Below are 13485 nucleotides of genomic sequence, written 5' to 3'. Positions count from 1 at the left end.
TGTCGGGGCGAAGTGCGCAGAACCGTAAAATAGCCGGACTGAGATTTTGAAGAGAATTAAGCTAAATTTGTGTCGGGCGACTCCCGCTTATTCAATGAAACAGTGACTATGATAAAAGTGAGTGTGTGTGTAGTCACCTACAACCACGAGAAATTTGTAGCAAAAATGCTGGATTCGATCCTGATGCAGCAAACTACATTTGATTTCGAGATCATTGTGGGGGATGATTTTTCCAAAGATAATACCAGAGCGATATTAACTGAGTACCAGCAGCGTTTCCCGGACAAAATCAGGCTCCTGCTACATCCGAAAAATATGGGCCTCAATGGGAAATTCAATGCATTAGCCACCTTCGCAGCGGCCAGAGGCGAATATATCGCGCAATTCGACGGGGATGATTACCTGATTGTGCCCGACAAGCTTCAAAAGCAGGTGGAAATGATGGACGCCAACCCGCATTATTCGGCCTGTTTCCATAATGCCAGGGTGATCTTCGATGACAATGCGGCACCGCCATATCTGGTAAACACTATTAAAAAGAAGGAATTTACGGTCGATGACCTGATTGGTGAGGACGAACTTTGCTTTATCGCAACGTCGAGTCTCATGTTCCGTACCGCGGACTTTGCCAGGAACCCGGATCCGGAATGGACCAATCGTTCGACCAGCGGTGATATTCCGCGCAATATCATGCTTGCCACCCGAGGACCGATCGGTTATATCGACGAGGTCATGTCGGTTTACCGCAAGCAGCGCGGCGGTGCGAGCTTCGCCGATAACCACTACGGCAAGGATTTTCTTTTCAACCGTATCGAAATGTATTCCAATATCGACAAGGAATTGAAATACAAATATCACGACCGGCTCACCAAAAACATTGCGACTTACTATTATAAAATGCTGTTTTCGAAGGAGTACGGCAGTACTTATTGGCCCAGGGTAAAATACGCGGTGAAATATCTTTCAATGGCCGATCCGTCGCCCGAGCGGAAAAAGGAGGTGATCCGGGACTTCATAATCCCACCGTTCGTTATGAAGATTTATAGCTTTTTCGCTTTGAACCTCTATAATCTTAAAAGCAAGTTATCGGGACAGGGCTGAGTACAAAAAAAGGGCCGGAGCCCTTTTTGATTTAACTAGAACAGTTTTTCCTGCGGAGGCTTCACACCTTTCATACGGATGTACACGGTGGTCTGGCCGCGGTGGTGGGTCTGGTGTTCGAATGCCTTTTCAAAAGCGGTACCGGCCTTCATATCCATACCGAATACCTTTACATCCTTTCCAAAATCCGCGTCGGTCATATCTTTCAGCGAAGCGATTACGAAGTCGTAGCTGTCGAGAACGCCCTTGGTTACCGCGGCTTTCGATTGGTCGGCCATTTTTTCGAGCGAGCTGTCCATAGGCTTCTTCTTGCCGGTGGCAGCCGAAACGAATGCGTAGTTGGCATCGCCGATGTGATCCATCTGTTCTGCAAACGATCTGATTTCAGGGGTCGGTTTTAATGCATAGCCATCTTCTGGCATCGCATCCAGGTATTCTTTTGTGTAAGCCTTTGCGCGTTCCCATTCCGCGATTTGCTTCGCAACTGTGGTTTGGGCGGATGCAACTTTGCCCGCCAGTAAGAACATACAGATAATAGCAATCCTTTTCATTCGATTTTTGTGTTTGGTGGTTGATATATTTTCGCGAAAGGTAACTGGAAGGAACGCGATTGTCAACACCGTAGCAGAATTTTAAAGAAACAATTATGTATAAATCGGTTACAAATTGCGGTGCGGCCCATAAGAAATTTGGCGTGATCGTTGGGGTTAAATGGGCTTATTGTTTTATTTAACATCGATGCCATCAACCGAATCACACCATTATGCCCGGAACTTCCGAAGAACGTGCCCAGAAATACCTCGGACTCGGTCACAGCGAGGCTGAGAACCATGCCAAAACCCAGCTCGAATTGTACGAAAAACGTGTGCAGCAAACATCTTCGGTCACCAATGTCATTTCCGAATTTTTCAAAACCAACCTGATTGGCTTTGCCTGGCATTACCTGCGAAGCCGCTTCGGCGCGAGGCATCCCTACCGGGCTTACCCCCGCAATGACGACACCGGCATCTATCCCTTGCAGTCGTCGGTTGCAGCAAGGGAGGAGATCAGTATCGCATTGCTTTCCGACTGGGCCAGCGACACGGCCGAATCCGACGCCGTTGCCAATCTCGTGGCCCGCCACGTGCCGGATTATACGGTCCATATGGGCGATATCTATTTCGTTGGGACGCCCAGGGAGGTCGAGGAGAACTTTACGGCCCCTTATGCTTCGTGGTACTATGGTGCCTCGGGGAGTCTGGCGTTGTCGGGGAACCACGAGATGTATTCCAATGGCAATGCATTCTTCCGGCACCTTCTTCCTGCGATGTATGCGCAGGTGGGCGAGGTGCGTAAAACGCAGCAGGCCGGTTTTTTCTGCCTTGAAAACGACTACTGGCGTGTTATCGGCATCGACACGGGTTACACTTCCGTAGGGCGGCCCTTTTTGGAAATCCTTTCGCCGCCCGACTGCCATTTGAGAAAGGAGCAGGTGGCATGGCTACGCGACGTGGCGAAGCTCGGTGATCCCCGGGATACGCGGGGCGTTGTGTTTTTGAGCCATCATCCATATATGTCGGCATTCCGGGAGGAATATGTGAAGCCCGGCGAGCAACTGCAGAAACTGATGGGCGATGCGCAAAGGCCGGTCATTTGGTTCTGGGGGCACGACCACCGCCTCGTTGCCTACCGCTTCGATCGAAATGGAAAGGGGCCGCAGGCTTACGGCCGCTGCATCGGACATGGGGGGGCTTCCGGTGGAGGTGAGGCCGCCGGATGCCGGCGAGCTGTATAAAATCGACTATTACGATACGCGCGTGAGAAAGGAATTGAAAGGCAGGGCGCTGGGTTATAATGGCTTCGTGCGCCTGTTGCTGCGAAGCGAGAAACTGGTTGCCGAATACCGGGATCTCGAAGATACCTGCGTAATGGAAGAGTCCTGGACCGTAAACAAAGCGAACGGCCAACTCGATTGGGAGGTGATTAGCGTCCTTCCCGAGTTGGCCGTCCGTTGAATATGATTATGCCCCTGCGGGCGGATTGTCAATGATGATTGTCGTGGCTCTTGTCTTTGTAGAACGCGGCGAATGTAACAATCAGGCCGATGGTTCCCAGGATGAAAGTGAACAGGTCGCTAAATACTGCCAGGATAATGAAAAGGATAATAAATGCTGCGATATAAGCGAAGCTTGGCAGCGAAGCGGATTCGGTATGTGATGTTTCAGACATATTCGGAATGTATTAATAGCTTTCGATGCTGCGAAAATAATAAATAGGGGCTAAGTTTCTCGCATTCATTTCCATTTTTTAGCAGGGAGTACGAAAACCGGTCTATAATTTGCTTAGCGGTTCGGCGCGGCTGGCGGCAAGGTGTTCCGGCGGCCATAGAATTGATGGCATCGCGTGTTGCGACGACCTTCCGGACTTGTTCGTTATCCCAAAATCCATACTTTTGTTTAATAATCATAACCGTCTTTCTTCGGAGCGGGAACGCGGTTTTGCCTCTAAAACAATTGCCAATGCCCTATATTATCGGTTGTGATATCGGCACAACAAACGTCAAATCGGTTGCATTCGATGCTGTTTCCGGGACTATCCTCGCTTCCCATAGTGAAAGTTATGAAATGCAGCATCCGCAACCCGATTGGAGCGAGCAGGATCCTGAAGAGATTTTTCAGGCTGCATGCAAAACGTTGAAAAAAGTCGTCTCGAAATGCAAAGCTCAGGGCGATCCGGTCGGGATCTGTTTCAGCGCGGCCATGCATGGTGTTCTGGCGCTCGATAAGGACGGAAGGCAACTCACCAACCTCATCATCTGGGCCGATAACCGGAGCGCCGACGTGGCGACCAGGCTGAAGGCGTCCCAGGTCGGAAAGAAAATTTACAACAACAACGGCACGCCGATCCATGCCATGACGCCCGTATGCAAGTTGTTGTGGATGAAGAAAAAACGAGCCGGAAATTTATCGCAAAGCCGGTAAGTTCGTAGGGGTTAAAGAGTATATCGTATACAGGCTGACGGGCGAGTTTCTGGTCGACTATTCCATCGCTTCCGCTACGGGCATGTTCAATATCCGTGAACTGCAATGGGATGTATATACATTGAAAAAGCTCGGGCTGAAAGCGGAGAAGCTGCCGAAAACGGTTTCGCCCTACCATATCGTGAAGCTGCCGAAGAACAATGCCGCAGGAGTGCCCGAAGGGGTCCCGCTCGTTATGGGCGCCAGCGATGGGTGTCTGGCGAACCTGGGCAGCGGTGCGATCAGGACCGGCTCAATGGCTGTCACTATCGGCACGAGTGCGGCTGTGCGTATCTGTTCCGGCAAACCATTTACGGACCCGCTGATGCAGACATTCTGTTATGTTCTCGACGAGAAAACCTACATCGTCGGCGGACCATCGAACAACGGGGCGGTTATTTTTGAATGGCTGATGCATACATTCTTTCCGAAAGAAGAATACGATGCGGTTTTCGAGGAAGCCGGGGGGATCAAACCCGGCTCGGAGGGCCTGCTTTTCTATCCCTATCTTTTAGGGGAACGCGCCCCGCTCTGGAGTTCATCCGTTCGCGGAGGCTTTTCGGGGCTCGACATCACGCATACGCGCGCACATTTCGCGCGGGCGGTTATGGAAGGTATTCTGCTGAACCTTTACAGCGTCGGCAAAACCCTGATGGAGATGCAGGAAATCAGTGTGATTTATGCCAATGGCGGTTTTGCCCGCAGCACGACCTGGGTACAGATGCTCTCCGACGTATTCGGTAAAACGGTTAAATTGAACGAAACCGTGGAAACAGGAGCCGTGGGGGCAGCTATGATGGGTTTGAAAGCCCTGGGTTTCGCAAAAGACTTTTCCGAGCTGACCGCATTCACGAAGGTGGGAAAGGAATTTGATCCCGAAAACGCTGTACACGAAAAGTACGACGCCCTTGCCCGGAAATTCAGTAAAGGTGCGCAGCTGATGATGTCGCACGCGGTCTGATCCGGCCGTTGTTTTCAATGGTATGCAAAAAAGGCTTCCATCGGGAAGCCTTCTTGCATTTACCTAACTATCTAGTTAAAATTTGTAAGCAACGCTCAAACGATAATTTCTCGGGGGATCAGTTTGCCAGTAATAGGCATTCAGCCATTCGTAGTAGCCGCCGCTGTATAGGTATTTATCGAGAATGTTGAATACATTCGCCGTCAAACGGATATTGTTTTTCTCCCAGAAAATACCGCCGTCCAGTTTGAAGTAATCGGGCTGGTTTAGGCTGGAATTGGTGGTCGACCAGTTAGTGGTGGCGCGGCCGGCGAGATAGGTGAAACCACCCGAGATACCGGCGTTCTTCAATGAACCGTGTTGCACCTTGTAGCTCAACCACGCGTTGGTCGTATGTTTCGCGTATCCGGGTATTGGATCGCCTACTTTGACGTCGGTTACGCCCTCAGCCACTTTTGTTACTTCCGAAATCGTGTAAGCGTAGTTAGCAGTCAGATTCAGGCCGTTGATGATGGTCCCGCGAAGATCAAAATCGATGCCTTGCGCCCTTTTCTGGCCTAATACGATGCTAAGACCTGAATTAGGCGGGCTGTTTGGATCGGAAGTCAGCTCGTTGTTTTTCAGAATGCGGTAAAAGGCGAGGGTGGTATTCCAACGTCCTTCTGCCCAGTCGCGCTTTACACCAATCTCGGTGTTGTTCCCCGTGATCGGCTTCACCGAACCACTCGCCAAACGGCCAGCCTGCGGAATAAAGGCCTGGTCGTACAATGCATACAGGGAAGTATTTTTTGTAAGCGAAACGCTCAGGCCCACGCGTGGCGAAAAATGCTTCGCTTCCTGCGCCGCGCCGCCGTATGCCGATTGTTTTACATAAGTGTATCGGCCTGCGAGCGTCAGACGGATGCGGTTGTCCAGGAAACTCAATTCGTCCTGCAAGTAAAGGCCTGTATAGTTCTGGTCCTGCAATCCTCCGCCAGCCGCTGCCCGGGCTTCGAGGTTCAAAGTACGATCAAAAACCGGGTAACCCATTACCGGCGTGCCATAATAAGGGTTTTTAATATCGAATTCGGCACCGGTAGAGTCCAGTGGCAACGACTGTGCAAAGTCGGCGAGGTAATTTTTGCTACCCACATCAAAGCCGCCGAGTATCCGGTGTCTAACTCCCCCCGGTCTTCACATCGCCATTCACAAACACCTGCCCGAGCGTCATTTCGCTTTTCGCGTCCCAGATGCCCACGCTGCGGATCAGTTTCCCGTCGGGTTTTACAACCGACGGCCACATGCTGCTGCCGTTCATGCGGTAATTGAAATATCCCACCTGCGCGGTCAGCTTCCAGTTGGCATTGAACTGATGTTGCAGGTTTACGAAAACGCTTTGGTCTTTGATCCTGGTGGGGGAGAGGCCCGGAGGCATGGTGGTGAAGTCGCGCGGTAAAGTGGCGTAGCCGTCGGGCGAGAACACGTAGAATGAGCCTACATCGGACATTTTTGCATATTGAAGTGTGTACTCGGCCGTCAGCTTGGTCTTCTCGTCGATCTGATAAGAAATCACCGGAGCAATGCTGTAACGGTTGTTGTATTCATAGGGACGGAACGAACCTTTGTTTTGAGCCGCGAGGTTGAGGCGGTAAAGGAACTTGCTGTCTTTGGAAAGCTTGCCGTCGAGGTCGAGGGTGGTGCGATAGAAGTCGAAACTGCCCATATTGAACGAAACTTCCCCTTTGGCCTGGCCGGTCGGCTTTTTGGTAACTACATTATATAATCCGCTTGGGTCGCCATTGGCAAGCATGAAACCCGCAGGACCTTTTACGAATTCGATGTGGTCCACAAAGCTCATGTCCTCGGTCAATGGCCCCCAGTAAGAGTTCACCACATTGAAACCATTGCGGAAAGCCTGGATTTGCGAACCGCGCATGCTGATATTCGCATACATATCGCCCCAGTGTTCAAGGCGGACGGCACCGCTGACATTGCGGATAAGACCGTCGCTCATGCTGATAATTTGCTGGTCCGCCAGAATTTTCGATGTTACGACTTGTATGTTCTGGGGTGTTTCGAGGATCGGGGTCAATAGTTTCAGGCTCGACGAAACCTGGTCCGATTTGTAAGTCGTACCGCTTTTAACGATTACTTCCTGTAACTCGTTGGCACTTTCCGACAGCGTGAAGGAAACGTTCACCGTCTCGCCGGCGGCCACCTCCACTTCCTTCTCCTGGGTCGCAAGGCCTACAAAGCTCACGAGCAGAATGTGGTTCCCCGGCTTGACCCGCTCAATTGTAAATTTTCCCCGGGCATCCGTGACAGCACCTCGCGGCGTTCCTTTGATTCCGATGGAAACCTGTTCTGCCGGTTGCCCATCCGAACTGAGTATTTGTCCTGATATCCTGCCGTTCTGCGCAAGGGCGGAGGCGCCGGCCAGCAGGAATAGGATGAAAATATAAAATTTTTTCATTTTATTTAAAATTGGACTAAATAGTTAACGAGCCGCAAATATCCATCGTGAATCCTTATCAGACAAGGGTTTATTTAGATTTATTTAAAATAGCTTTTCGCGACCGGTTATATTAAAGTCAAACCACAAAAAAACCGCATTGTCCCTATGAACAATGCGGCCCTGAATGGCTTTCGAGGAGCCGTTACTTTTTCTCTTTTACCTCTTCCACCATCTTCACGGTGATCATTTTTTTCTCGGAAGAGTTGCCCCAGGAGTTCATGATGTAGTTCATCACGTCGGCGATTTCGTCGTTTGCAAGGCCGGGGGCAGGCATCATGTTGTCGTAGTTAACGCCGTTTACCGTCACTTTTCCAATGAGGCCGAATTTGATCGCCTGAATGGCCTTTTCGGGTGTTTTCATCAGGTAATCCGATTTGGCCAACGGCGGGAACGTAGCAGTAATGCCCTCACCGGTACCCATGTGGCAGGAAATACAATTTTCGGAATAAACCATTTTACCCCGCTCGATGCTTTTTGCGAGCTCATCGTCCTGGCCGGGCGCGATGGCGAGGCCAAAGATGGTTGCTGAGAGTAACGTTAGTAATAATTTCATGGTGGTATTTGATTAAATGGTGCGGTGCAGATTTGCCCGCAAGACGGGTGCTTGTGCCATTTCAGCTTCGGGGAGTCAGGCGAACGACCTTGCCCGAGTTTTCCAGCACCACATACACATTGCCGTCCGATCCCATCCGTACGTCGCGCACACGACCGATCTTGTCGAATATGATCTCGCGTTTGGTCACTTTGTCGCCCCGTACGGTAAGGTGTTGCAGGTAGGCGAATTTGAGGGATCCCACGAGCAGGTCGCCTTTCCAGTCTTTGTATTTGTCATTGCTCAGGAAAGTGACTCCGCACGGGGCGATAGACGGTTTCCAGTAGGTAACGGGCTGTTCCAGGCCAGCTTTGGCGGTATCTTTTGAAATAATGCTGTTATCGTAATCGATTCCGAAGGTAATCAGCGGCCAGCCGTAATTCTTGCCTTTCCGGATAATGTTAAGCTCATCCCCACCCTGCGGGCCGTGCTCATGTTCCCAGATCACACCGGTAGCAGGGTTAATGATCAACCCTTGCGGATTGCGGTGCCCGTAGGTCCAGATCTCGGGCCTGGCACCCGCCGTTTTGACAAACGGATTGTCCGAAGGAATTTTGCCGTCTTCGTGCAGCCTTACCACCTTACCCTGGTCGCGGCCAAGATCCTGTGCGTTTTCCTTCTGCCCGCGTTCACCGAGGGAGAGGAATACATAACCGTTCCGATCGAAAACAATGCGGCCGCCGAAGTGAACGTTGGCTTTCACATTCGGCATTGCTTTAAACAGGTACTGAATGTCGGTCAACGCATGGTCCTTCAATTTGGCGCGCATCAATGCCGTGTTGGCGCCGCCGTCGTCGCCTTCTTCACCTTCCTTTTTCGGAGATGAATAACTGATGTATACCCAGCCGTTGGTTTTGTAATCGGGATGCAATGCGATGTCGAGCAACCCGCCCTGGCCTTTGTAATATACTTCCGGAATACCTGAAATTTCCTGCGGGTCGAGCTGGCCGTTTTTAACGATACGCAACTTGCCGCCACGCTCGGTTACCAGCAGGTCGCCGTTAGGCAGCAGGGCCGACGCCCAGGGCATGGTGAGGCCTTTCGCAACGGTATCAACTTTGAAATTGGCCTCCGAGAATGCCCTGGAATCGCGTTTGTCGTCGGAGGAGCTATTGCTCATAAGTCCAAAGGAAGCAGTCAGCAGTATGCCTCCCATTGCCAATGGCAGGTACTTTCTGAGCAAGGAAATGTTTGGGTTCATCGGTAATGAATGAATAGGGGTGATTTTTACTTCGGCTGTCGGCTGTCGGCTGCTTTTCGCGGGTCAATATTAAGCAATGATCTGTAAACGCATTTACTCACAAATTGAAAAGCGTTTTTAAGCAAACTCCGGCAGTCGACAGCCGGAATCCGCATCGAATCGCCAGCCTTACTTGCTGAGCGAGAACGGCGCCGCTTCGGGGTTGGTCCCCCAGCTTTTGGAAGGCTTGCCCGACAGGTCAAACTGCACCGTTCCGCCTTTCTGGATATCGGCGTGTTCGAGGTAAGTTTTCTCGTACGACTTACCGTTAAGTTTCGCGGCCTGAATATACAGGTTGGTATCGCTGCTCGCCGGTGCTTCGATTGTAAATTTCTTGCCATTCTCCATCGTCAGCGTAGCTTTTTTGAACAATGGCGAGCCGATTACATATTGCGTCGTGCCGGGAGTAACAGGGTAAAAGCCGAGCGAAGAAAAGACATACCATGCCGAGGTCTGGCCGTTGTCCTCATCACCGCAATATCCGTCCGGTGTGGGCTGGTAAAGCCTTTTCATCACCTGGCGTGTCCAGTATTGTGCCTTGTAGGGGGCACCGGCGTAGTTGTACAAGTAAATCATGTGCTGGATCGGCTGGTTACCATGTGCGTAATTGCCCATGTTCATGATCTGCATTTCGCGTATCTCGTGTATCGGGAAGCCATAATAGCTGTCGTCGAATACGGGCGGTAATGTGAAAACGGTATCCAGTTTCTGCACAAACGCCTCGCGGCCACCGACAAGATCGATCAGTCCTTTCACGTCCTGGAATACCGACCAGGTATAATGAATGCTATTCCCTTCCGTAAATGCGTCGCCCCATTTGAACGGATTGAACGGCGACTGGAACCTGCCATCCTTATTCTTTCCGCGCATCCATTTTGTTTCAGGATCGAACAGGTTTTTATAGTTCCGGCTTCTTTTAAGGTACAGGTCGATTTCCTGCTGCGGCTTTTTCAACTCTCTTGCCAGTTGCGCGATGCAGAAATCCGCATAGGCGTATTCAAGCGTCCTGGCAGTATTCTCATTGATCTTGACATCATAGGGGACATAGCCCAGCTCGTTGTAATATTCATGACCAAAACGGCCTACCGAGCTTACAGGGCCGGCATTTTGGGTGTTTTTAATCACCGCTTCATACAATTTGTCGATATCGTAGCCGCGGATACCCTTGACATACGAATCGGCTATCAACGAAGCCGAGTTCGATCCGATCATGCAATCGCGGTGGCCCGGGCTGGCCCATTCGGGCAGGAAGCCGCTTTCGTCGTAGGCATTGGCCAGGCCTTCCATAATATGAGCGTTCAGCGTCGGGTACATCAGCGTAAAGAACGGGAATACGGCACGGAAGGTATCCCAAAAACCGTTGTCGGTGAACATATACCCGGGGCGTACCTCGCCATTGTACGGGCTGTAATGTACCACTTTGTTGGCCTTGTCCATTTCATAAAACTTCCTCGGGAAAAGCAGCACGCGATACAGGCAAGAGTAGAATGTGCGGACCTGATCGATGTTATCGCCTTCTACTTTAATGCGTGAGAGTTCGGTGTTCCATGCCTGCTCGCCTTTTGCTTTCGTAGCGTCGAAAGAATCGTTACCCAGCTCGCGTTGCAGGTTCAGCTCTGCCTGTTCGGGGCTGATGAAAGAAGACGCTACCTTGATGCCCACCTGTTCGCCCCTTTTGGTTTTGAAACCGACCACGGCACCTACGTGCGCGGCTGTGAGTTCCAGCGTGTCTTTCGCCAGGGTTTTGCCGTGAAATGCGGAAGAGAAAGTAAATGGTTTGTCAAAAACCAAAACAAAGTAGTTCCTGAAATTGGCCGGCACGCCGCCGCTGTTTTTGGTGGTGTAACCGATGATTTTACGTTCTTTGGGCAGGATTTTTACATAAGAACCCCTGTCGAATGCGTCCAGCAGCACATAGGAGGTGTCGGCCTGGGGGAATGTGATGCGGAACTGCGCCGCACGTTCGGTGGGGGTAATTTCTGTCGTAACGTCATAATCTGCCAGGTAAACTTTGTAATAATGGGGCCTGGCGGTTTCGGCTTTGTGCGAAAACCAGCTGGCGCGGCTCTCTTCATCGATTTTCAGCTTCCCGGTAACGGGCATGATCGCGAATTGCCCGTAGTCGTTGATCCACGGGCTTGGCTGGTGGGTTTGTTTGAAACCACGGATTTTTTCGGCGTCGTACATATAAGCCCATCCGTCGCCCATTTTGCCGGTTTGCGGCATCCAGAAATTCATCCCCCACGGTAGGGCAATGGCCGGATAGGTGTTACCGGCTGATAAACTGAATTTCGACTGCGTACCCATCAGAGGGTTCACGTAGTCGACGAGACTGGCAGCACCTTGCCCGTAGGATAATTGCACTGCGGCAATAATGGTAAAAAAGCAGGACAGGATTTTTTTCATGTCGGGGATAATTCTTTATTTATATTGGATCTGGAATATGCAATGCAGGGACAAAAGTAATCGAAGGGCAGAGAACAAAAAGTAATGCAGGCAAAGATTTCCCAACGGCAGGAATCCTGACATTTTGTACCGGCATAATTCTTTTTAGCGTTAACGATCGAGGCAGGAGCCGCCTTGCGAAATCTTTACATTCATGTGCTTGATCCGCCGCCCGGGCCTGTCCCGGAGTCAGGAGCGGCAAATCGAGTTTCGAATCCATAGCAATCAAAAATGACAGAACACCTTAACCGCCTAACACCGCGTCAGATCGTTTTCGAGCTTGACCAGTATATCATCGGACAAAATGACGCAAAGCGCAATGTCGCGATTGCATTGCGGAACCGGTGGAGGCGAATGAACAGCCCCGAAGAGATCCAGCGGGAAATTATTCCAAACAACATATTGATGATCGGTGCCACGGGCGTCGGCAAAACCGAGATCGCCCGGCGACTGGCCAAGATCGCCGATGCGCCGTTCGTGAAGGTGGAGGCTTCCAAATTCACCGAGGTGGGCTATGTGGGCCGCGACGTCGAAAGCATGGTCCGCGACCTGGCAGAACAGGCCGTAGGAATGGTGCGGATGCAGAAAAAGGAAGAAGTGAAAATCAAAGCCGAGCAGGCTGTCGAGGACATTATCCTCGATGCGTTGATCCCGCCCGTTCACGGTTCGACTTCGCCGAGGCCGGTTGCCGACAATGGCTCGGACGAAATGCCGCAAAGCGACGCCGAGCTGAACCAGCGTACCCGCGAGCGCTTCCGGGAGAAGATCCGCAACGGCGAGCTGGACAGCCGTAAAATCGAAATCGAGGTCCAGCAAAACCAGATACCGAATGTGGGAATGATCGGGGGAACGGTGGACGACGTTTCCATGATGAATATCCAGGAAATGATCGGGAATATGATGCCAAGGCGTGGCAAAAAGCGGAAGGTGACTGTCGAAGAAGCACGCAAGCTGCTTTTCGATGAAGAGGCTTCCAAACTGATCGATATGGACGAGGTAAAGCTCGAAGCGATCAAAAAGGCCGAAAACCTGGGTATCATCTTTATCGATGAGATCGACAAGGTGGCTTCCAGCCGTTCGGGTGGAGGCGGCCCGGACGTCAGCCGCGAAGGCGTACAACGCGATTTGCTGCCGATTGTGGAAGGAAGTTCGGTGAATACGAAGCATGGCGTGATCCAGACCGACCATATTCTGTTCATAGCCGCGGGAGCATTCCACGTTTCAAAGCCATCGGACCTGATCCCCGAATTACAGGGCCGCTTCCCGATCCGGGTGGAGCTTAACAGCCTTACCGAAAGCGATTTTTACCAAATCCTGAAAGCGCCTAAAAACGCGCTGACAAAGCAATACGGCGCGATGATGGAAGCGGAGGGCGTAGAACTGGAATTCGAGGACGGTGCGCTGCGCGAGATTGCGCGCATCGCATTCGAAGTGAACAGCGAAGTGGAAAACATCGGCGCCCGTCGCCTCCAGACGGTCATGAGTTCGCTCCTCAACGACTTCATGTTCGATATCCCCGACGTCATCGGCGATGGCTCGCATATCACCGTCACGGCCGAAATGGTACAGGAAAAACTTTCCGCGCTGGTAAAAAACCGGGATCTGAGCCAGTATATTCTTTAAATAGGGAGGGAAGGGAGGAAGAAGGAAAAG

Annotated in this window: 13 protein-coding genes; 6 read left to right on the top strand and 7 right to left on the bottom strand. The window is 51.3% G+C overall.

Annotated features, from left to right (window positions below):
• Window positions 1–108 precede the first annotated feature (108 nt).
• Window positions 109–1101: a glycosyltransferase family 2 protein gene (locus tag ABV298_RS08415; protein ID WP_353721703.1), complete on the top strand. Its 993-nt coding sequence runs from the start codon at window positions 109–111 to the stop codon at window positions 1099–1101.
• A gap of 35 nt (window positions 1102–1136) precedes the next feature.
• On the opposite strand, the gene ABV298_RS08410 is transcribed toward ABV298_RS08415, so the two are convergent.
• Window positions 1137–1652, bottom strand: coding sequence for a DinB family protein (locus ABV298_RS08410; RefSeq protein WP_353721702.1), 516 nt, complete (start codon window positions 1650–1652; stop codon window positions 1137–1139).
• Window positions 1653–1864: 212 nt separating this feature from the next.
• Here ABV298_RS08410 and ABV298_RS08405 point away from each other — a divergent pair, with 212 nt between their 5' ends.
• Both ABV298_RS08405 and ABV298_RS08400 read left to right on the top strand, forming a co-directional pair.
• A complete protein-coding gene (locus ABV298_RS08405) occupies window positions 1865–2875 on the top strand; it encodes a metallophosphoesterase (RefSeq protein WP_353721701.1) in 1011 nt (336 codons plus the stop codon).
• The gene (locus ABV298_RS08400; RefSeq protein ID WP_353721700.1) at window positions 2823–3095 is read left to right on the top strand and encodes a hypothetical protein; all 273 of its coding nucleotides are present in this window, start codon (window positions 2823–2825) and stop codon (window positions 3093–3095) included. Before ABV298_RS08405 ends, ABV298_RS08400 begins: the two co-directional genes overlap by 53 nt.
• Window positions 3096–3123: 28 nt before the next feature.
• Here ABV298_RS08400 and ABV298_RS08395 read toward each other — a convergent pair whose 3' ends face one another.
• Window positions 3124–3309 carry a hypothetical protein gene (locus tag ABV298_RS08395; protein WP_353721699.1) on the bottom strand — a complete coding sequence of 62 codons (186 nt, stop codon included), beginning with the start codon at window positions 3307–3309 and terminating at the stop codon, window positions 3124–3126.
• Between the two features lie 290 nt (window positions 3310–3599).
• Between ABV298_RS08395 and ABV298_RS08390 the strand changes: the two genes are divergently transcribed.
• Window positions 3600–4061: an FGGY family carbohydrate kinase gene (locus tag ABV298_RS08390; protein WP_353721698.1), complete on the top strand. Its 462-nt coding sequence runs from the start codon at window positions 3600–3602 to the stop codon at window positions 4059–4061.
• Window positions 4042–5061: an FGGY-family carbohydrate kinase gene (locus ABV298_RS08385; protein ID WP_353723156.1), complete on the top strand. Its 1020-nt coding sequence runs from the start codon at window positions 4042–4044 to the stop codon at window positions 5059–5061. The genes ABV298_RS08390 and ABV298_RS08385 overlap by 20 nt, the downstream gene beginning before the upstream one ends.
• 75 nt (window positions 5062–5136) lie before the next feature.
• On the opposite strand, the gene ABV298_RS08380 is transcribed toward ABV298_RS08385, so the two are convergent.
• The 5 genes from ABV298_RS08380 to ABV298_RS08360 form a co-directional block, all read right to left on the bottom strand.
• Entirely contained in the window at window positions 5137–6192 is a 1056-nt protein-coding gene (locus ABV298_RS08380; RefSeq protein WP_353721697.1) for a TonB-dependent receptor, read from the bottom strand.
• A 25-nt stretch (window positions 6193–6217) separates the two neighbouring features.
• Window positions 6218–7513 (bottom strand): TonB-dependent receptor, encoded by a 1296-nt coding sequence (locus ABV298_RS08375; protein WP_353721696.1) that lies wholly within the window; start codon window positions 7511–7513, stop codon window positions 6218–6220.
• Between the two features lie 184 nt (window positions 7514–7697).
• Complete coding sequence (locus ABV298_RS08370; RefSeq protein ID WP_353721695.1) at window positions 7698–8108, bottom strand: cytochrome c; 411 nt, start codon at window positions 8106–8108, stop codon at window positions 7698–7700.
• Window positions 8109–8169: 61 nt separating this feature from the next.
• Entirely contained in the window at window positions 8170–9348 is a 1179-nt protein-coding gene (locus tag ABV298_RS08365) for a PQQ-dependent sugar dehydrogenase (RefSeq protein WP_353721694.1), read from the bottom strand.
• A gap of 168 nt (window positions 9349–9516) precedes the next feature.
• Window positions 9517–11793 (bottom strand): GH92 family glycosyl hydrolase, encoded by a 2277-nt coding sequence (locus ABV298_RS08360; protein WP_353721693.1) that lies wholly within the window; start codon window positions 11791–11793, stop codon window positions 9517–9519.
• A gap of 270 nt (window positions 11794–12063) precedes the next feature.
• Here ABV298_RS08360 and hslU point away from each other — a divergent pair, with 270 nt between their 5' ends.
• Window positions 12064–13455 (top strand): ATP-dependent protease ATPase subunit HslU, encoded by a 1392-nt coding sequence (gene hslU / locus ABV298_RS08355; protein ID WP_353721692.1) that lies wholly within the window; start codon window positions 12064–12066, stop codon window positions 13453–13455.
• Window positions 13456–13485: the final 30 nt, after the last annotated feature.

This window comes from Dyadobacter sp. 676 (genome assembly GCF_040448675.1).
GTDB lineage: Bacteria > Bacteroidota > Bacteroidia > Cytophagales > Spirosomataceae > Dyadobacter.
The sequence above is the reverse complement of the archived record's forward strand: the minus strand, read 5'-3'. Positions and strand labels throughout refer to the sequence as shown.